Here is an 18,556-nt window from a genome sequence, read left to right as displayed (position 1 = left end):
GGTCAAATGTTACAGCCAAATACCGGCACACCCCCCAGTGAAATAAAATTAAAAGAAAATATTCAATCCAAACCGGAAACAATGACTAAGATTTTTTTCGAAAAGTTCTTTCAAAACAAACTTGCTGTAATCGGAGCCGTTATATTAACCATCATCATTTTGTCAGCTTTATTCGCTTCGGTAATCGCTCCTTACTCTCCAGAGAGTCAATCTCTTATCAATCGTTTGAAGCCGCCGAGTTTAAAACATCTAATGGGAACTGATAAATTCGGAAGAGACATCTTTACGAGGGTTCTGTACGGGGCTCGCGTTTCCTTGCTTGTCGGATTCGCATCTGTGATCGGTGCGATTACAATCGGAACTGTTGTCGGAGCCGTTGCCGGTTATTTTAAGGGGATTGTCGATGCCGTTCTCATGAGAACTGTTGATATCGTATTATCCATACCTGATATATTTTTGCTTATTACACTTGTTACAATTTTTCAGCCAGGAATGGATAAATTAATTTTAATTTTCTCCCTTACAGGCTGGACAACAACAGCACGCCTTGTGCGGGGGGAGTTTTTATCGCTTCGTTCCAGAGAATTTGTACTGGCTGCAAAGACGATCGGTACAAAAAATCATCATATTATTTTTTCTCATATATTGCCTAATGCGCTTGGGCCGATTATTGTCTCGGCCACATTAAAGGTCGGAACGGTTATTTTAGCAGAATCTACATTGAGTTATCTCGGTTTCGGGATTCAGCCGCCGATCGCAAGCTGGGGCAATATGCTCCAGGATGCACAGAACTTTACGCTTATGATTCAGGCTTGGTGGTACCCGTTATTCCCGGGTTTGTTGATTCTTCTTACTGTATTGTGCTTCAACTTTGTCGGAGACGGTCTGCGTGACGCGCTTGATCCGAAAAATGTGAAATGATCTCCCGGACGGAACGGGAGATTTTTTTGTTGCGATGCCGGACGGAAATCCAGCCCCCTATTGCGGAAATCTCATATCGAAATGGAATAATTTATCTATCCCTTGCCTATACTGTGGACAACAGTTTTTATAAAGTGAGGGGTCGAATATGTTATTTCTTCATGATGTGTGGGTCAATTGGTTTGAAGGGGAAGAGAATGGCTACAATGTATGCCATTTTCACGAATGGCGGAAGGAAGACACGGTTGAGCTTTTGGATCAGACGCCGCTGCTCAGAGTGCCGTCGGTATTATTTCATTACATAGAAAACGACTTATCAGAGCTTCCGAAAGAGCTGCTGGAACAAGTGCATCAAAAGTCATATGTGCGAAAAAATCATGAACGGACGAAGCTTGAGTACTGTTTTGTCGTGACTGACGGAATCGGCATCATTGCCGTGGATACGATCGGGTATACCATTCCGGTCAGAAAGAGCCGCCTGATTCCGAGGCAGGAGCAGCTTGTTTATGAAATGGTAAAGGATGTAGAGCCGGAATCGTTTCAATTTGAGCCTGCACAATTGGAGTCTTCAAAGGAATATCACATTTTATCATTGGCGCCGGAGCATGTCAGAGGGCTGACGAGAAAAGAACGGCAGATCAAGCAGCTGATGTTTATGGCGCTTGACCAGCTGAAAGGGCTGAAAAACCGCGCGGAAATAGTGTATTGGTACACGGAATGGAATCCGCATATGTACGAGCAGATCAAACGGATGAGCTTCGAAGAGATTTGGGACATGCTTTATAATGAAACAATCGAAGGCTGGTCAGACAAGCATCTTGCGTTCTGTGAAAATTTGATTAAAGGGCAGCCGTTTTTCGAAAAGCTTTGGGAAATGGAACAGGAATCAAAAGTGAACTAAAAAAGAGGCGGGGATCATCCCGCCTCTTTTCTTTATCTTCTTTTCCGTCCGAGACCCATGGCGTTTTCCATTTTTTTCACCATTTTGCCGGCGGTTTTGTTTGCGCGCGCTGCCCCTTCGTCGAGAATGCGGTCAAGCTCGTCGCTTTCAATTAATTCACGATAGCGCTCTTGGATCGGTGACAAAGCGCCGATAACGACTTCGGCTAAATCGCTTTTGAATTCACCGTAGCCTTTGCCTTCATATTTCGCCTCTAATTCTTCAATTGATGTGTTTCCTAAAATAGAATAGATCGTCAAAAGGTTAGAAACACCCGGTTTATTTTCTTTATCATACTTTACAATGCCTTCCGAATCAGTCACGGCGCTCTTGATTTTCTTTTCGAGCTGTTTCGGCTCATCAAGCAGCGTGATGTATGCCTTTTGGTTCGGGTCTGATTTGCTCATTTTTTTGAGCGGATCAGCCAGTGACATGATGCGCGCGCCCGTTTCAGGGATTTTCACCTCAGGAATCGTGAAGATGTCATTGTATTTCTTATTGAAGCGCTCTGCCAGATTGCGGGTCAGTTCAAGGTGCTGTTTTTGGTCTTCTCCGACCGGAACAAGATCCGTGCCGTACAGTAAAATATCACCGGCCATCAGCGGCGGATATGTTAACAGCCCTGAGACGACGGCTTCTTTGCCTTTTGACTTATCTTTAAACTGCGTCATCCGCTCAAGCTCGCCGATATATGCGACACATTGGAGCATCCATCCCGCCTGGGCATGAGCGGGAACCTCTGACTGGATAAAGAGGGTCGCTTTCTCGGGGTCAAGTCCGACGGCCAGGTAAAGAGCCGCCAGATTGCGTATGTTCTTCCGCAGCTCAAGCCGATCCTGCGGAACCGTAATTGCATGCTGATCGACGATGCAGAAATATCCGTTGTAATCATGCTGCAAATCGACAAATTGTTTCATGGCGCCGATGTAGTTGCCGAGGGTAACGGAGCCGCTCGGCTGAATGCCTGAAAAAATCGTTTTCTTCATAGTTCTTACCTCATTTCTTAAAACATAATAAAAAAGCCCATTCTTCCCGTAGAAAAAAGGGACGAATGAACCGTGGTGCCACCCTGATTATTCCATTACAATGGAATCGCTCGAGACGTTGGTAACGGAGGCTGCTCCGGCTGGGCCTACTTTACGTTCGGTCAGCTGCTCAGAAGTCCATTCCACAGGGCCCGTTACCTGCTCCCAGCACCGCAGGCTCTCTTCAAACGGGTTGATATGTGTACTACTCTTCATCATAGCAATCACAACAAAATGTTCTTTGATTGATCTATTATAAATCAATTATAGCCAAATGTCATCAGAAGAATGCAAGCTTATTTCCAATTTGCTTAAAGGCTGAAAATCCGCAAAAAGAACTGAAAATGCCTAAAAGATAACGGATATCAACATTTCGTATAACGAATATTATATGTAAAAAGCAATATGAACTGGAAATTACAATAAAAATATTTAGTTAGGTCATGCTTTAAACTATAGAAGTGTATCACCTTTTTGGCAGAAAAACTGACCAAATTTAAATATTTTAAATTGAGAAAATAGTATTGCAATAAATTATTCATTTCATTATAATGAACTTGTTCACTCTATTGTTACAGCTTCTTTACATAAAATAATCAGAAAAGACGGAACACAATTAAAGTTTAGAAAAATATTACGTTATTTTGTCTGATATTTCTGAGTATTTAGTAGTAAAGGCTGAAAATTTGATTAGGGGGTTAGTGCATGAAAAAGCGTTGGTCTATTGTAGGTTTGATGCTTATCTTCTCGCTTGTGTTAAGTGCGTGCGGCGGATTCAGCGGCGGATCAGGCGACGGTAAAAAAGACACCAAAGGACAGACTACACTTAATATCAATATTAAAACTGAGCCGTTTTCAATGCATCCGGGATTAGCGAATGATTCCGTTTCAGGAGGCGTAATCCGCCAGATTTATGAAGGATTGACACGCGTAAACTCCAAAGGTGAGCCTGAAGAAGGAATGGCATCTAAAATTGAAACAAGCAAAGACGGAAAGACCTATACATTTACGATTCGTGATGGTGCGAAATGGTCTAACGGCGATCCCGTGACTGCGCAGGATTTTGAATATGCATGGAAATGGGTGCTTGACCCGAACAACGAATCACAATACGCTTATCAGCTCTACTACATCAAAGGCGCTGAAGCCGCCAATACAGGAAAAGGCAAGCTTGATGACGTAGGCGTAAAAGCCGTAAATGACAAAACATTAAAGGTGGAACTGAACAACCCGACACCTTACTTCCTGCAATTAACTTCATTCTATACGTATATGCCGATCAACAAGAAAATTGCTGAAAAACATAAAAACTGGAACACAAACGCAGGTGAAAATTACGTGTCAAACGGCCCGTTCAAAATGACAGCCTGGAAACACAGCGGTTCCATCACGCTTGAAAAGAACGATCAATATTGGGATAAAGACGCTGTGAAATTGAAGAAAATCAACATGGTGATGATTAACAATGACAACACCGAACTGAAAAAATTCCAGGCGGGTGAGCTTGACTGGGCAGGAATGCCGCTCGGCCAGCTTCCGACCGAATCTCTGCCGACTTTGAAAAAGGATGGATCGCTCCATGTTGAACCGATCGCAGGTGTGTATTGGTACAAATTCAACACAGAAGCGAAACCGCTGAACAATGTGAACATCCGTAAAGCCCTTGCTTATGCGATCGACCGCTCATCTATCGTGAAAAATGTGACGCAGGGGGAACAAATCCCGGCCATGGCTGCAGTGCCGCCGTCAATGAAGGGATTCGAGGATAACAAAAAAGGCTATTTCAAAGACAATGACGTCAAAACAGCTAAAGAATACTTAAATAAAGGACTGAAAGAATTAGGTATCAAGAGCGTCTCTGACCTTCCGGCAATCAAATTGTCCTACAATACGAATGATGCGCATGCGAAAATAGCGCAGGCCGTACAGGAAATGTGGAAAAAGAACTTAGGTGTCAAGGCTGAGCTTGATAATTCCGAATGGAATGTGTACATCGATAAGCTGCACAGCCAAGATTATCAGGTCGGGCGTATGGCCTGGTTAGGCGACTTTAATGATGCAATTAACTTCCTTGAAGCATATCGCGATAAAGATGGGGGAAACAATGATACAGGATGGGAAGACCCTGAGTTTAAAAAGCTGCTGAACCAATCTCAGCTTGAAACGGATCCGGATAAACGTATCGAAGAGCTGAAAAAAGCAGAAAAAATCTTTATGGACGCAATGCCGGTCGCGCCAGTTTACTTCTATACAGATACTTGGGTGCAGGATAAAAACCTCAAAAATGTAATCTTGACCGGAACAGGTGACGTTTTCTTCAGAAACGCTTCTTTTGAATAACAGGCGGTTCTGAAAACAAAAGACCCAAGGTATATGGGGAGGATGTCCCCGTATACCTTTCTTGCTTATTAAGTTTAAAATGGTAAAAAATATGGAGGTGTTCACCTTGCTGAAATACATCGGTAAACGATTCATTTACATGATCATCACGCTGTTTGTGATTGTCACCGCCACTTTCTTCTTAATGCAGGCAGCCCCGGGCGGACCATTTTCCGGCGAAAGAAAGCTGACGCCTGAAATTGAAGCAAACTTAAACGAACACTATGGTCTGGACAAGCCTCTTTTCGTTCAATATGTCAGCTACTTAAAATCTGTAGCGATGTGGGACTTTGGGCCTTCTTTTAAATATAAAGGCCAAAGTGTTAATGATTTAATCAATTCCGGCTTCCCCGTCTCATTCACTCTCGGTGCAGAAGCAATTCTCCTCGCATTAGCGTTTGGTGTGCTTTTCGGGGTGCTGGCTGCCCTGTACCATAATAAATGGCAGGATTATACCATTGCGATTTTAACGATCTTTGGGATCTCAGTTCCGAGTTTTATATTGGCGACGATTTTGCAATATATTTTCTCCATTAAATTAGAACTGTTCCCGGTCGCGGGGTGGGAATCCTGGGCATACACCTTTCTGCCCTCCATTGCGCTCGCTTCCATGCCGATGGCGTTTATCGCCAGACTCTCCCGTTCAAGCATGATTGAAGTGTTAAACAGCGATTACATACGGACTGCAAAAGCAAAAGGCCTTTCCCGGCCGTCAGTCACCGTGCGCCATGCGCTTCGAAATGCGCTTTTGCCCGTCGTGACATATATGGGACCGATGGCGGCGTCCATTTTAACGGGAAGTTTCATCATTGAATCGATTTTCGGAATTCCCGGTTTAGGCGCGCATTTTGTAAACAGCATTACAAACCGTGATTATACGGTCATTATGGGAGTTACCGTGTTCTTCAGCGTGATCCTGCTTTTATGCGTATTGATTGTAGATGTGCTGTACGGATTAATCGATCCGAGAATCAAGCTTTCTAAAGCAAAGAAAGGAGCCTAGACCATGCAGAACATTCCTAAAAATATGTTTGAACCAGCTTCAGCTAATGCCGGCGATGCCGAAAAAATAAGTAAAAAAAGCCTTTCCCTCTGGAAAGACGCCATGCTCCGCTTCCGCAGCAATAAGCTTGCGATGGTCGGGTTGGTACTGATCGTTCTTATTATTCTTATGGCGATTTTTGCACCTGTTTTTTCAAAATATGATTATGCGACTACCAATCTATTAAATGCTGATAAAGCGCCGTCGAAAGATCATTGGTTCGGCACCGACGACCTTGGAAGGGACATATTTGTCCGGACATGGGTGGGCGCGCGGATTTCGATCTTTATCGGAGTCGCAGCTGCCGTGCTTGATTTATTAATCGGCGTAATCTGGGGCAGTATTTCCGGATTCCGCGGCGGACGCACAGATGAAGTGATGATGCGCATCGCCGACATTCTGTGGGCTGTTCCTTCATTATTAATGGTGATTTTGCTGATGGTTGTTCTGCCGAAAGGGTTGCTGACCATTATCGTCGCCATGACGATCACGGGCTGGATCAATATGGCGAGAATCGTCCGCGGACAGGTGCTGCAATTAAAGAATCAGGAGTATGTGCTTGCTTCACAGACACTCGGTGCCAAAACCGGCCGGCTTTTGTTTAAGCATATCGTCCCGAATGCGATGGGATCTATACTTGTAACGATGACGCTCACGGTTCCGACGGCGATTTTTACAGAAGCATTTTTAAGTTATTTGGGGCTTGGCGTACCTGCACCGCTTGCGAGCTGGGGGACGATGGCCTCAGACGGATTGCCTGCATTAACCTATTACCCTTGGCGTCTGTTCTTCCCTGCAGGATTTATCTGCCTGGCAATGTTCGGCTTTAACGTTGTCGGCGACGGGTTAAGAGACGCGCTGGATCCTAAGTTACGCAAATAAGGAGTGATATGAGTGACACGCTTGCTAGAAGTAAAAGACTTAGCCATTTCATTTAAAACATACGGCGGAGAGGTACAGGCAATCCGCGGCGTGAATTTCCATTTGAATAAAGGAGAGACGCTGGCGATCGTAGGGGAGTCAGGTTCCGGAAAAAGTGTGACATCTCAGGCGATAATGAAGTTGATTCCGATGCCTCCGGGCTATTTCAAAAGAGGACAGATTCTTTTTGACGGGCGCGATATCGTGCCGATGTCCGAAAAAGAAATGCAGGCCATCAGGGGAAGGGACATCGGAATGATTTTCCAAGATCCGATGACCTCTTTGAACCCGACGATGAAAGTCGGAAAACAAATTATGGAAGTGCTTTTCAAACATGAAAAAATCTCAAAAGAAGCTGCGAAAAAACGCGCCATAGAGCTGCTTGATCTCGTCGGCATCCCGATGCCTGAAAAACGGATCGGCCAATTCCCGCACGAATTTTCAGGCGGTATGAGACAGCGCGTCGTCATCGCGATGGCGCTCGCGGCAAATCCGAAGCTGTTAATTGCCGATGAACCGACAACAGCGCTTGATGTGACGATTCAGGCGCAAATCCTTGAGCTGATGAAAGATCTGCAAAAGAAAATTGATACGTCTATCATTTTCATCACGCATGATCTCGGCGTTGTCGCCAATGTCGCCGATCGGGTCGCCGTCATGTACGCGGGTCAGGTGGTTGAATCGGGCACGGTGGATGAAATCTTTTATGATCCGCGCCATCCGTATACGTGGGGGCTGCTTGCCTCAATGCCGAGTCTGGACAGCACAGATCAGGAAAAACTGACGGCCATTCCGGGCACGCCGCCTGATCTCACAAACCCTCCGATAGGGGACGCATTTGCGCTCCGCAGCTCGTATGCGATGAAAATTGACTTTGAACAGGAACCGCCGATGTATAAAGTGTCCGACACGCATTTTGTAAAATCATGGCTTCTGCATCCTGATGCGCCTAAGGTCGAGCCGCCAGAAGCGGTGAAGGCTAAAATCCGTCAGCTGCCGAATACGTATCAGCAGCCTGTTTTAATGAAGGAAGGTGAAAAAAATGACTGAGAAACTGCTTGAAATCAAACATTTACAACAGCATTTTTTTACGCCGAAAGGAACGGTAAAAGCCGTAGATGATTTATCATTTGATATTTATAAAGGCGAAACGCTCGGCCTTGTCGGAGAATCGGGCTGCGGTAAATCAACGACGGGCCGCAGTATTATCCGGCTGTATGAGGCAACCGGCGGGGAAGTTCTCTTTAACGGGGAAAATGTCCACGGGAAAAAATCCCGCAAGAAACTGCTGGAGTTTAACCGGAAAATGCAGATGATTTTTCAGGATCCGTACGCTTCGTTAAATCCGAGAATGACAGTCGCCGACATTATTGCCGAGGGAATAGATATTCATCGCCTGGCCAAAACGAAAAAAGAGCGGATGCAGCGGGTTCACGAACTGCTGGAAACGGTCGGTTTAAATAAAGAGCACGCCAACCGCTATCCGCATGAATTTTCGGGCGGGCAGCGCCAGCGTATCGGAATCGCCAGAGCATTGGCGGTTGATCCGGAGTTTATCATTGCGGACGAACCGATTTCGGCGCTTGACGTTTCCATTCAGGCGCAGGTCGTCAATTTAATGAAAGAATTGCAGCAAGAAAAAGGGCTCACTTATCTGTTTATCGCCCATGATTTATCAATGGTCAAATACATCAGCGACCGCATCGGCGTCATGTATTTCGGGAAGCTGGTGGAGCTTGCGCCGGCGGATGAGCTTTACGAAAATCCGCTTCACCCTTACACGAAATCATTGCTGTCCGCTATCCCGCTTCCTGATCCGGACTATGAAAGAAATCGCGTGCGAAAGAAATATGATCCGTCAATTCATCAGCTCCAAGACGGAGAAAAGATGGAATTTCGCGAAGTGAAACCGGGACATTTTGTCATGTGCACAGAAGCTGAATTTAAAACCTATCTATAAAAGCCGCATCCTTCAAGACTCAGTCTTGGAGGATTTTTTTTTCGCGCACATCCAAGTTTATTCAGTCTGCTCCCGTTTTCCTATAATGGAAAAAAAGGGGGAGATCAGTATGAAAACCATTTTATGCGCCTTTGCGGCGGGACTGTTTTTCAGTGCAGCCGCTTATCCGGCACAGGCGGCTGTAAAAGAAGAGCAGCCGCTTGTAAAAATAGCGCTGACTGAAAAAGAGCTGCCAAAAGCAAATGAGAGGTTTGCTTATCCGTCAGGACTGCATTTTACACGTCCTGATAAGGTCCGGGGCATTTACGTCACAGGACATTCAGCGGGTGGGAGCAAATTCGGGGAGCTGACAGACTTTGTGGACAAATCGAAGCTCAACACAATGGTGATTGATGTGAAGGACGACAACGGAAATCTTACCTTTAAACCGGACGGTCATTCTGAGTATGACAAAATCGCCAAACCGTACATCAAAGACCCAAAAAAGATGATGAAAAAGCTGGAGGAAAAAAAGATCTATCCGATCGCGCGTATTGTCGTATTTAAAGACAGCGAACTCGCGAACGAAAAGCCGGAGTGGTCCTTTAAAGAAAAAAACGGAAGCGTCTGGAAAAACGGCCGCGGAGAATCGTTCGTCAATCCGTTTATGAAAGAGGTATGGGATTATAATGTAAAGATTGCAAAACAAGCTGCGAAGATGGGCTTTCAGGAAATTCAGTTTGATTATGTCCGTTTTCCTGAAGGATTTGAAAAACGTGATGGCGAACTGACATACGGACACGGCGATTACGGAAAAACAGCAGACAGCAATGTGCAAAAACGCGTTCATGCCGTCACCGATTTTGTCGGATATGCGAAGAGAAAACTCAAGCCGTATGGCGCAAATGTGTCGGTTGATATTTTTGGCTATTCTGCGACACTGCCGGAGGCGCCTGGGATCGGCCAGAATTTCAGCAAAATTTCAGAACAGGTCGATGTCATTTCATCTATGATTTATCCGAGCCATTGGACAAGCTATTTCGGCATTGATAAACCGGATTTTGAGCCTTACAATGTCGTCAAAGAATACGCGAAGGTGGAAAATAACAAACTGTCTAAACTGAAACACCCGCCTGTGTCGCGCCCGTGGCTTCAGGACTTCACGGCTTCTTATCTTGGCAGCGGAAATTATCAAAAGTACGGGAAAAGCCAGGTGGAAGACCAGATTAAAGCGCTGCATGATGAAGGAATTGACGAATTTTTATTATGGGATGCGGCAAACCGTTATACAAAAAATGTCGATTACACACCATTTTAAAAAAATTGAAACCATGTCAAAGGGTCACACGTCTTAATAGATGTAAGATTGTTTAAACAATCGGAAATGGGGTATATCTAAAAGTGTGAAGACAACGAACCCATAAGGAGCAAATGAATGAACTGGTACGAAAAGCTGAGTGAATATTTTCCGATTGAAGAAATGAAATCAAAAGCGCATATGGAAGCTCTGTTAAAGGAGCGAAGCGATGTTTATCATAAAGAAGAAGGACAGTACTACGTGCTGATGTATGCGGAATTTGACTCTTTCATCTTTATTGATTACCTGTTTGTGTCGAAGAAATCCAGAGGACAAGGTCTCGGAAGCAAGCTGATCGGCAGGCTGAAAAAGAAAAACAAACCGATTCTTCTTGAAGTGGAGCCTGTTGATGAGGATGACACGGACACACAGAAGCGCTTGCGTTTTTATCAAAGAGAGCATTTCAAGCACGCGCAGTCAATCGGGTATCGGCGCCGGTCATTGGCTACGAATGAAGTGAACAAAATGGAGATTCTGTACTGGTCGCCTAAGACGGAGTCAGAAGAAGAAATGTTTGAAGCGATGAAACAGACATATGAAAACATTCACACTTATAAAGATGAAAAATGGTACGGAGAATCATACGAAAAAACGGATGAAGTTCTCAAAGTCATTGAGGAGAACAAACGAAAAAACATTTTCGATCAGCTGAGCTAATTGAGAATGGGAAATAATCCGAAAACGTAAATTTGCCGGATTGACACATTTTTTTCTCAGGAGACTGTTCATACTTACTTTTTTATAGTATAATACCTATAAAGATTCCTTTTTTAAAGTCATTTCAATTTGAGAATACAAACATGTTCATCCTACTAATTAGAGGAGTGAAGATTAATGGTTACATTATACACATCACCTAGCTGTACGTCATGCAGAAAAGCAAGAGCTTGGCTTGAGGAGCACGAGATTCCGTTTGAAGAAAGAAACATTTTCTCTGAGCCGTTATCAATTGATGAGATCAAGCAGATTCTGCGTATGACTGAAGACGGTACGGATGAAATTATCTCTACCCGTTCTAAAGTATTCCAGAAACTGAACGTAAATGTTGAATCAATGCCGCTTCAAGACTTGTACACTTTGATCAATGAGCATCCGGGACTGCTCCGCCGTCCGATCATCATTGATGAAAAACGTCTGCAAGTCGGCTATAACGAAGATGAAATCAGACGATTCCTGCCTAGAAAAGTACGTTCTTTCCAATTAAGAGAAGCACAGCGTCTGGCTAACTGATATAAGCTTACGATAAGCATGGAAAAAGCCCAAAACCGTCGGCGGTTTGGGCTTTTTATTATTTTTCAGTCTGCTGATAAATCATACTGGCGAGGATGACAAAAGCGACGGTCAAAATCGGCAGCATCATCTGTATAGTGCCGTGTTCCGCCATGAAGAAAGACAGCTTGCTGTCCCCGGCAATCATTTCACCGCCGGTAAATGCGAGAAGGCCGCTTCCGGCGTACATCAGTAAAGGCATTTTCTCCATAGCGGCATGAACGAGCTTGCTGCCCCAAATGATAATCGGCACCGAGATGAAAAGCCCTATCACTACAAGCGTCAGCTCACCGTGAGAAGCGCCGGCTACTGCGATGACATTGTCAAGAGACATAAAGATATCAGCCAAAACAATTGTGCGGATGGCTTTCCAAAGGGAAGAACTGCTTTTCACATGCTGCGCATCTTTCTTCTCAATCAGAAGCTGATAGCCGAGATACAATAAAAATACCCCGCCTGCGCATTGTAAAAAAGGAACATTCAATAAATAGACCGCGGCGCTCGTCAGCACGATTCTCAAGACGACTGCGATAAACGTTCCGAAGAGGATCGCTTGCTGTCTTTGTTTATGCGCCAGATTCCGGCTGGCCATCGCGATGACGACAGCATTGTCACCGCCGAGAATGAGATCAATTCCGATAATGAGCAGAAGGGACAGCAGGTAATCGTGCGGCATGGTAACACCTCGCTTATAGATCGGTTGCTTGTACAGCTAATATATGAAGCAGTGCGCCATTTATGATGGGAACCGGGAGAAAGCCTGTTTTTCGGCGTGAAAATGCATTTTTATTTCTTTTATAACTGTTTTATCATAAAATAGAAATATACAGAATTTGTGCTGTCTTCTATAAGGTTAAGATGTGGACGGAATGGGTAAAGTGTAGTAAAGTACTATTCATCGGGAGCTTAGATGTCCCTTCAACATCTTATAAAGAAGGGAAGGTTGGCAAAATGGAAATAGAAAGAATTAACGAGCATACTGTAAAATTTTATATGTCTTATGGTGATATTGAAGATCGCGGTTTTGACAGAGAAGAAATCTGGTACAATCGCGAGCGCAGTGAAGAACTGTTCTGGGAAGTCATGGATGAAGTTCATGATGAAGAGGAATTCGCTGTCGAGGGTCCTCTTTGGATTCAGGTTCAGGCATTGGACAAAGGACTGGAAATAATCGTAACAAAAGCCCAGCTTTCCAAGGACGGACAAAAACTCGAACTGCCGATCCCGGAAGATAAAAAACAAGAGCCGGCAGATGAAAATCTCGATGCTTTACTTGATGATTTCCAGAAAGAAGAGCAGGCCGAGAGCCGGGAAGATAAGGAGCAAAAGCTTCAGTTCACTTTGCGGTTCGATGATTTTGAGGATCTCATCTTACTATCAAAATTGAATCTTAACGGAATTAAAACGACCCTGTATTCGTTTGAAAACCGATATTATTTATATGCAGATTTTTATGAGCAAACTGATGAAGAGGTTGAAAATCAGCTAAGCATCCTGTTGGAGTACGCGCACGAATCGTCAGTCAGCATTCACCGTCTTGAAGAATACGGAAAATTGGTGATCGCTGATCATGCGTTATATACGATAAAAAAACACTTTGCATCATAACAAACCGATTTCTCTCAGCAGAAATCGGTTTTTTTTGTTTTCAATGACATGATAAACGGCTGAAAACCCTATAACAGCGCTCACCCGCAAACAGGATTATGCCTTCTTTCTGCTGAATATAACAAGATTCAGGAAAGGAGAAGATGCAACATGTTCAGTGCTGTGAATACCGGCGGCCGGCTCATTCAGCTGGCCGGAAGCTATTCAAAGGAAAAGGCGGCGGAACTGAGAAAAAAGCGCTGGTTCTGCCCCGTGTGTAAAAGTGAGCTTGATATTAAACTTGGACGGGAGAAACTGCCGCACTTCGCCCATAAAAAAAGCAGGCTGTGTCCGGGAGAATCCGAGCCTGAAAGCGAATACCATCTGGAAGGAAAAAGACAGCTTTTTCTCTGGCTTAAGGCACAAGGGTGCACCGTCAGCCTGGAGCCGTATCTGACTTCTGCAGGTCAGCGGCCTGACTTGACGGCTGAAAACGGAAAAGAGAGGCTGGCTATTGAATTTCAATGTGCGAACCTTTCGGCAGACTCTTTAAAGAGCCGGACGGCAGGCCTGAAAAACGCCGGATACCGGCCGGTCTGGATCATCGGGGCAAAACGCCTGAAACGGCTGGCTGCGCATTTTTTCCGGCTTTCTGCATATCACTGGCAGTTCTTTGAAGCTAATTCATTTTCATTCTTGATGTTTTACTGCCCCGACGCCCGCTCCTTTTACAAACTGCATTCCATCACCCCGTTTTACACCGGCTATTCTTATGCCGGCTTAACCACGATCCCTCTTCACAAAGCAAACCTGAAAGACATTTGTCATCCGGAAGGGCGGCACAGCGTCAAACTTTCCTCTTGGAGACGCGCCGTAGCCGGATTCCGCACAAAAAGCGGCCGGTTTTTATCTGAGGATGCCGGTCTCATCCGGCGGCTTTTTTACGAGAGACACCAGGTTGCATTTCCTTTTCTGCCTTCTGAAGTGTTTATTCCCGTTTCAGCGGGATTTGTGTTTGCAAGTCCCGTTTTCGTGTGGCAGGGCCATTTATACTTGCGGCTTGCGGAGCTTTTTGAAAAAGGAGCACCGATCCGGTTATCCGGCATGATTCAAGATGTACGGCATAACATCCGCCGTCAGGAAATCCGGATGCGGTACGATTCTCACGAACATCTCATCGGAATGGCGGTAAAACAATATGCGGATTTCTTATGCTTGCAGGATTTTTTAAGGGAAACTGAGAATGAAGTATATATGCCCTCATCTCAACAGAAGCGCCCTCAAACGGCTGAAGAGCTGCGTCAGCGGGATCAGCTCTTTTTTGGAGAATGAGAATGCTTGATTTCGTTCACCCTAACGTCAAGGTGGTGGCTGAATGTGAAGGGCGTACGGGCATTTTGTTTTCGTTTTTTCACTGGATTATTGGTATGCTTGGTCTTATATGCCGCATATGATTTGACAAAAGGCAGTGAAAAGCCGGAAGATAATCACAACACAAGTTTTTGGAGAAACAATCGTTTTTTCAATTGGCTTGAAGTAAAGAAAACGAGGGGGATCACCATGACTGAGGAAAATAAAGCAGCACAGCTGCCTGACAGAAGTGAAGTAAAGGCAGAGCATACATGGAGACTAGAGGATATTTTTCCTAGTGATGAGGCCTGGAATAAAGAATTTCAAGCGGTTAAAGAATTAATTCCGAATTTATCTTCCTTTAAAGGCACGCTTGCTCATTCAGCCGATAATTTATACGCGGCGCTTACCGCACAGGATGAAGTGACGAGCCGTTTGGGGAAACTTTATGCATACGCGCATATGCGTTCAGACCAGGATACGGGAAATTCTTTCTACCAAGGGCTGAACGACAAAGCCGCAAGTCTGTATTCTCAGGCTGCCAGTGCGACTGCTTATATTGAACCGGAAATTCTGGCGATTCAGGAGGACAAGCTGCATCAATTTATTCTGGAAAAAGAAGAGCTGAAGCTTTACTCCCATGCAATTGAAGAAATTACAAAACAGCGTCCGCACGTGCTGAGTGAAAGAGAAGAGGCCCTGCTTGCGGAAGCGTCAGAAGCGCTGTCTTCGCCTTCCAACACATTCAGTGTGTTAAATAACGCCGATATTACGTTTCCGTCAATTAAAGATGAAGACGGCAAGGAAACTCAAATCACACACGGCAACTTTATTAATTTTCTGGAAAGCAGCGACCGGGAAGTCCGTAAAAACGCCTTTAAAGCCGTATATAAAACATACGGACAGTATAAAAACACGATGGCGACTACACTCAGCGGCACTGTGAAAAAAGACAATTTCTACGCCCGCGTGAAAAAATACAAATCAGCACGGGAAGCGGCTTTATCCAATAACAGCATCCCTGAAGAAGTTTATGATAACCTGATCAAAACGATCAATAAACACCTTCCGTTATTACACCGTTACATTGATTTGCGGAAAAAGGTGCTCGGCCTTGATGAAGTCCATATTTATGACCTGTACACACCGCTTGTAAAAGATTCGGGAATGAAGGTCACATATGAGGAAGCAAAAGATTATATGCTCAAAGGGCTTGCTCCGTTAGGCGAGGAATACGCGTCTATTTTAAAAGAAGGACTTGAAAACCGCTGGGTCGATGTATACGAAAACAAAGGAAAACGCAGCGGTGCTTATTCTTCCGGTACATACGGCACGAATCCGTACATCTTGATGAACTGGCATGACAATGTCAACAATCTGTTTACGCTCGTTCACGAGTTCGGCCATTCCGTGCACAGCTACTATACGAGAAAATATCAGCCGTATCCGTACGGAAACTACAGCATTTTTGTCGCTGAAGTCGCCTCTACGACCAATGAAGCGCTGCTTGGTGAATACATGCTGAACAGCTTAAAAGATGAAAAACAGCGTCTGTACCTGCTCAATCACATGCTTGAAGGTTTCAGAGGCACAGTCTTCAGACAGACGATGTTCGCTGAATTTGAGCATCTGATTCATACGAAAGCGCAAGAAGGCGAGCCACTGACGCCTGAACTGCTGAGCAAGCTTTATTATGATCTCAATAAAAAGTATTTCGGAGACAACATGGTGATTGATAAAGAAATCAGCCTGGAATGGTCAAGAATTCCGCATTTCTATTACAATTATTATGTGTATCAATATGCGACAGGCTACAGTGCGGCCCAAGCGCTGAGCAGCCAGATCTTAAAAGAAGGAAAGCCTGCGGTTGAGCGTTATACCGAATTCTTAAAAGCGGGAAGCTCAGAATACCCGATCGACATACTGAAAAAAGCGGGAGTCGATATGACATCGCCTGAACCGATCGAGGCGGCCTGCAAAATGTTTGAAGAGAAACTGAATGAAATGGAAGAGCTCCTTTCGAAAGTGAACCCTTCATAATAGAAAAAGCCTGTGCAGAAGATGCGCAGGCTTTTTAAAATCCTTTAAACGTTTTTCGGTGATTCAGCCGGTACAGGGCAAACAATATCGACAGAAACAGCAGGGGAGATGTGATGTAAATCGGCAGCATGTGCATCATGGCCAGCAGATTTAAAAAGAAGAAAAACACAATCATTCCGATGGTCAATACGGTCCGAAGCATGTATGTCCCTCCTTGTTTACATTGATATATTCTATGAAAACAAGCAGTCAGTTATGTTTTGTGACAAAAATATGAACATTAAGCTTATGGGTTGTCAAAACTCGACAAGATTTGATATGATAAGGATGTGAAATTGATCACAAACAAACATTACCCCTTTGTTTGACCGTGAAAAATTTCTCCCATCCCCTTTGTTGTCGTTAAGACATATGAAACCGCGCTTATCCCGGCGCGGTTTCTTTATTTGCACAAAAAAAGCCGGCTCCGTAAGGAATCAGCTTTTTTTAATGATCGCAGCAGGTAACATCCTCTTTGGTTCCGGTTAAGGATTTCCAAAACAGACCGTGCTTTGCATCCACTCTGGCGACCTTTTTGGCGAACGCCAGTTTTTTCATTTCTTTTTCAACTTCCTCAAGGCTTAAATCATAAACAAGTGCAATTTCTTTCGATGCGACAAATCGGAAATATTCAATGAAACATTCCAAAGGCGGCGTTTCAGAAGGCTTCGGTTCATCGCCGAGCATTTCGAATAAGATGTCTTCGTATACTTCATAAGAATAGTTGCCGGGCACTTTCAGCCCTTCGTCATCATGCAGGCTGTTAAAGAACGTCAATGTCGGATTAACGGTGACGTCCATTTCCGCGGCGATTTTCATATCGCACTGCAGCGCTTTTACCGCGCTTTGTGAATGGAGATCGCGTTTAAATTCTTCGACATCCAATTTCGTCTTTTTGGCAATCTCTAAAAGAACGTCTTCATCTGTAATATTCTGCTTTGAGACAAACAGGCTTTCCTGCATGTTGCGGAGAAACAGGATGCCGGCCTTTCTTCCCTGCAGTTCGGCCGCTTTTAAAGCGAGTGCCGCCAGATAAGGTGATGAAAGGGGCTGATCCTGCTCAAGCCAAAGGCTTCCGTCACACGGCATCCCGGAACGGTTCGCGATTTTTTCCCAAGCTTCGGCAAGAAGGTGTTTTTTACGCTTTTGCTTATTCAGTGATGTGATGCTCGCGGAAACAATGATCCGCAGCGTAAAAAAACGTCCGTATCGGATTTTTAATTTTTTTATGGCGGGCTCCAGCGACCAGCATTCAGGACATAAAGGGTCGACAAACATGTAAATTTCCAGCGGTTTTTTTGGATGTCCGTGGCAATGGGCGAAGTATTGCTCATGCTGATAATTCGTCAATATGATCGATCCTCCGCTTCCGACTGGTTTACCATATGTCTGGCCGTTAATTCCAGACGCCCGTACAGAAATTCACGAATATCGCCCTCTAGCCCGACATGATCCATCGCTCTGCTCATACAGCTCAGCCACGCATCAGCCCTTTCTGCCGTAATCGGAAAGGGAAGATGCCTTGCTCTGAGCATGGGATGGCCATGTTCTTCAGTATAGAGGGGAGGCCCGCCTAAATACTGGGTTAAAAATTGCTTTTGTTTTCTGGCCGTTTCAGTCAAATCACTTGGGAATATCGGCTTCAGCAAGGGATGAGACGAGACACGCTCATAAAAAGTATCAACAAGTTGCGATAGAAGTTCCTCTCCAATCGCTTCATATGGTGCGTTAAACGATTGTCCCATGT

The 18,556-nt window shown here is 44.7% G+C and carries 18 protein-coding genes and 1 other annotated feature; of the genes, 13 read left to right on the top strand and 5 right to left on the bottom strand.

Annotation, left to right across the window (positions count from 1 at the left end; translation table 11 throughout):
• Window positions 1-6: 6 nt before the first annotated feature.
• Together opp4C and Y79_RS0113925 are read left to right on the top strand one after the other, a co-directional pair.
• A complete protein-coding gene (gene opp4C, locus Y79_RS0113930) occupies window positions 7-921 on the top strand; it encodes an oligopeptide ABC transporter permease (RefSeq protein ID WP_016938239.1) in 915 nt (304 codons plus the stop codon).
• Between the two features lie 148 nt (window positions 922-1,069).
• Complete coding sequence (locus tag Y79_RS0113925) at window positions 1,070-1,822, top strand: YjbA family protein (protein ID WP_016938238.1); 753 nt, start codon at window positions 1,070-1,072, stop codon at window positions 1,820-1,822.
• Between the two features lie 32 nt (window positions 1,823-1,854).
• On the opposite strand, the gene trpS is transcribed toward Y79_RS0113925, so the two are convergent.
• Window positions 1,855-2,847, bottom strand: coding sequence for a tryptophan--tRNA ligase (gene trpS / locus Y79_RS0113920; RefSeq protein WP_016938237.1), 993 nt, complete (start codon window positions 2,845-2,847; stop codon window positions 1,855-1,857).
• Window positions 2,848-2,901: 54 nt separating this feature from the next.
• Window positions 2,902-3,114: a binding site (T-box leader), on the bottom strand.
• A 477-nt stretch (window positions 3,115-3,591) separates the two neighbouring features.
• Between trpS and Y79_RS0113915 the strand changes: the two genes are divergently transcribed.
• From Y79_RS0113915 to spx, 8 genes are all read left to right on the top strand, one after another.
• The gene (locus tag Y79_RS0113915; RefSeq protein WP_016938236.1) at window positions 3,592-5,226 is read left to right on the top strand and encodes a peptide ABC transporter substrate-binding protein; all 1,635 of its coding nucleotides are present in this window, start codon (window positions 3,592-3,594) and stop codon (window positions 5,224-5,226) included.
• Between the two features lie 106 nt (window positions 5,227-5,332).
• Complete coding sequence (locus Y79_RS0113910; RefSeq protein ID WP_016938235.1) at window positions 5,333-6,268, top strand: ABC transporter permease; 936 nt, start codon at window positions 5,333-5,335, stop codon at window positions 6,266-6,268.
• A 3-nt stretch (window positions 6,269-6,271) separates the two neighbouring features.
• Window positions 6,272-7,189, top strand: a complete 918-nt coding sequence (gene oppC, locus Y79_RS0113905; protein ID WP_016938234.1) for an oligopeptide ABC transporter permease OppC — start codon at window positions 6,272-6,274, stop codon at window positions 7,187-7,189.
• A gap of 12 nt (window positions 7,190-7,201) precedes the next feature.
• The gene (locus Y79_RS0113900; protein WP_016938233.1) at window positions 7,202-8,278 is read left to right on the top strand and encodes an ABC transporter ATP-binding protein; all 1,077 of its coding nucleotides are present in this window, start codon (window positions 7,202-7,204) and stop codon (window positions 8,276-8,278) included.
• Complete coding sequence (oppF, locus tag Y79_RS0113895; protein ID WP_016938232.1) at window positions 8,271-9,188, top strand: oligopeptide ABC transporter ATP-binding protein OppF; 918 nt, start codon at window positions 8,271-8,273, stop codon at window positions 9,186-9,188. The genes Y79_RS0113900 and oppF overlap by 8 nt, the downstream gene beginning before the upstream one ends.
• Window positions 9,189-9,297: 109 nt before the next feature.
• Window positions 9,298-10,485 carry a putative glycoside hydrolase gene (locus Y79_RS0113890; protein WP_016938231.1) on the top strand — a complete coding sequence of 396 codons (1,188 nt, stop codon included), beginning with the start codon at window positions 9,298-9,300 and terminating at the stop codon, window positions 10,483-10,485.
• 117 nt (window positions 10,486-10,602) lie between these two features.
• Complete coding sequence (locus Y79_RS0113885; RefSeq protein WP_016938230.1) at window positions 10,603-11,181, top strand: GNAT family N-acetyltransferase; 579 nt, start codon at window positions 10,603-10,605, stop codon at window positions 11,179-11,181.
• Window positions 11,182-11,358: 177 nt separating this feature from the next.
• Window positions 11,359-11,754, top strand: a complete 396-nt coding sequence (gene spx / locus Y79_RS0113880; RefSeq protein WP_003327578.1) for a transcriptional regulator Spx — start codon at window positions 11,359-11,361, stop codon at window positions 11,752-11,754.
• 58 nt (window positions 11,755-11,812) lie between these two features.
• Here spx and Y79_RS0113875 read toward each other — a convergent pair whose 3' ends face one another.
• On the bottom strand, window positions 11,813-12,469 hold the full coding sequence (locus Y79_RS0113875; RefSeq protein ID WP_016938229.1) for a TerC family protein: 657 nt from the start codon (window positions 12,467-12,469) through the stop codon (window positions 11,813-11,815).
• Window positions 12,470-12,744: 275 nt separating this feature from the next.
• Between Y79_RS0113875 and mecA the strand changes: the two genes are divergently transcribed.
• The 3 genes from mecA to pepF all read left to right on the top strand — a co-directional run bounded on the left by mecA (window position 12,745) and on the right by pepF (window position 16,770).
• The gene (gene mecA / locus Y79_RS0113870; protein ID WP_016938228.1) at window positions 12,745-13,401 is read left to right on the top strand and encodes an adaptor protein MecA; all 657 of its coding nucleotides are present in this window, start codon (window positions 12,745-12,747) and stop codon (window positions 13,399-13,401) included.
• A gap of 150 nt (window positions 13,402-13,551) precedes the next feature.
• The gene (locus Y79_RS0113860) at window positions 13,552-14,712 is read left to right on the top strand and encodes a competence protein CoiA family protein (protein WP_016938226.1); all 1,161 of its coding nucleotides are present in this window, start codon (window positions 13,552-13,554) and stop codon (window positions 14,710-14,712) included.
• Window positions 14,713-14,940: 228 nt separating this feature from the next.
• On the top strand, window positions 14,941-16,770 hold the full coding sequence (gene pepF / locus Y79_RS0113855; protein ID WP_099745180.1) for an oligoendopeptidase F: 1,830 nt from the start codon (window positions 14,941-14,943) through the stop codon (window positions 16,768-16,770).
• A gap of 34 nt (window positions 16,771-16,804) precedes the next feature.
• Here pepF and Y79_RS1000000121520 read toward each other — a convergent pair whose 3' ends face one another.
• From Y79_RS1000000121520 to Y79_RS0113840, 3 genes are all read right to left on the bottom strand, one after another.
• Window positions 16,805-16,972, bottom strand: a complete 168-nt coding sequence (locus Y79_RS1000000121520; protein ID WP_016938224.1) for a hypothetical protein — start codon at window positions 16,970-16,972, stop codon at window positions 16,805-16,807.
• Between the two features lie 284 nt (window positions 16,973-17,256).
• Window positions 17,257-18,159 (bottom strand): protease adaptor protein SpxH, encoded by a 903-nt coding sequence (spxH, locus tag Y79_RS0113845; protein WP_016938223.1) that lies wholly within the window; start codon window positions 18,157-18,159, stop codon window positions 17,257-17,259.
• Window positions 18,156-18,554, bottom strand: coding sequence for a globin domain-containing protein (locus Y79_RS0113840; RefSeq protein ID WP_016938222.1), 399 nt, complete (start codon window positions 18,552-18,554; stop codon window positions 18,156-18,158). Before Y79_RS0113840 ends, spxH begins: the two co-directional genes overlap by 4 nt.
• Window positions 18,555-18,556: the final 2 nt, after the last annotated feature.

It is taken from the genome of Bacillus siamensis KCTC 13613 (assembly GCF_000262045.1).
Taxonomy (GTDB): domain Bacteria; phylum Bacillota; class Bacilli; order Bacillales; family Bacillaceae; genus Bacillus; species Bacillus siamensis.
Note: the sequence above shows the minus strand (reverse complement) of the source record. Positions and strands in the feature narration are given on the sequence as shown.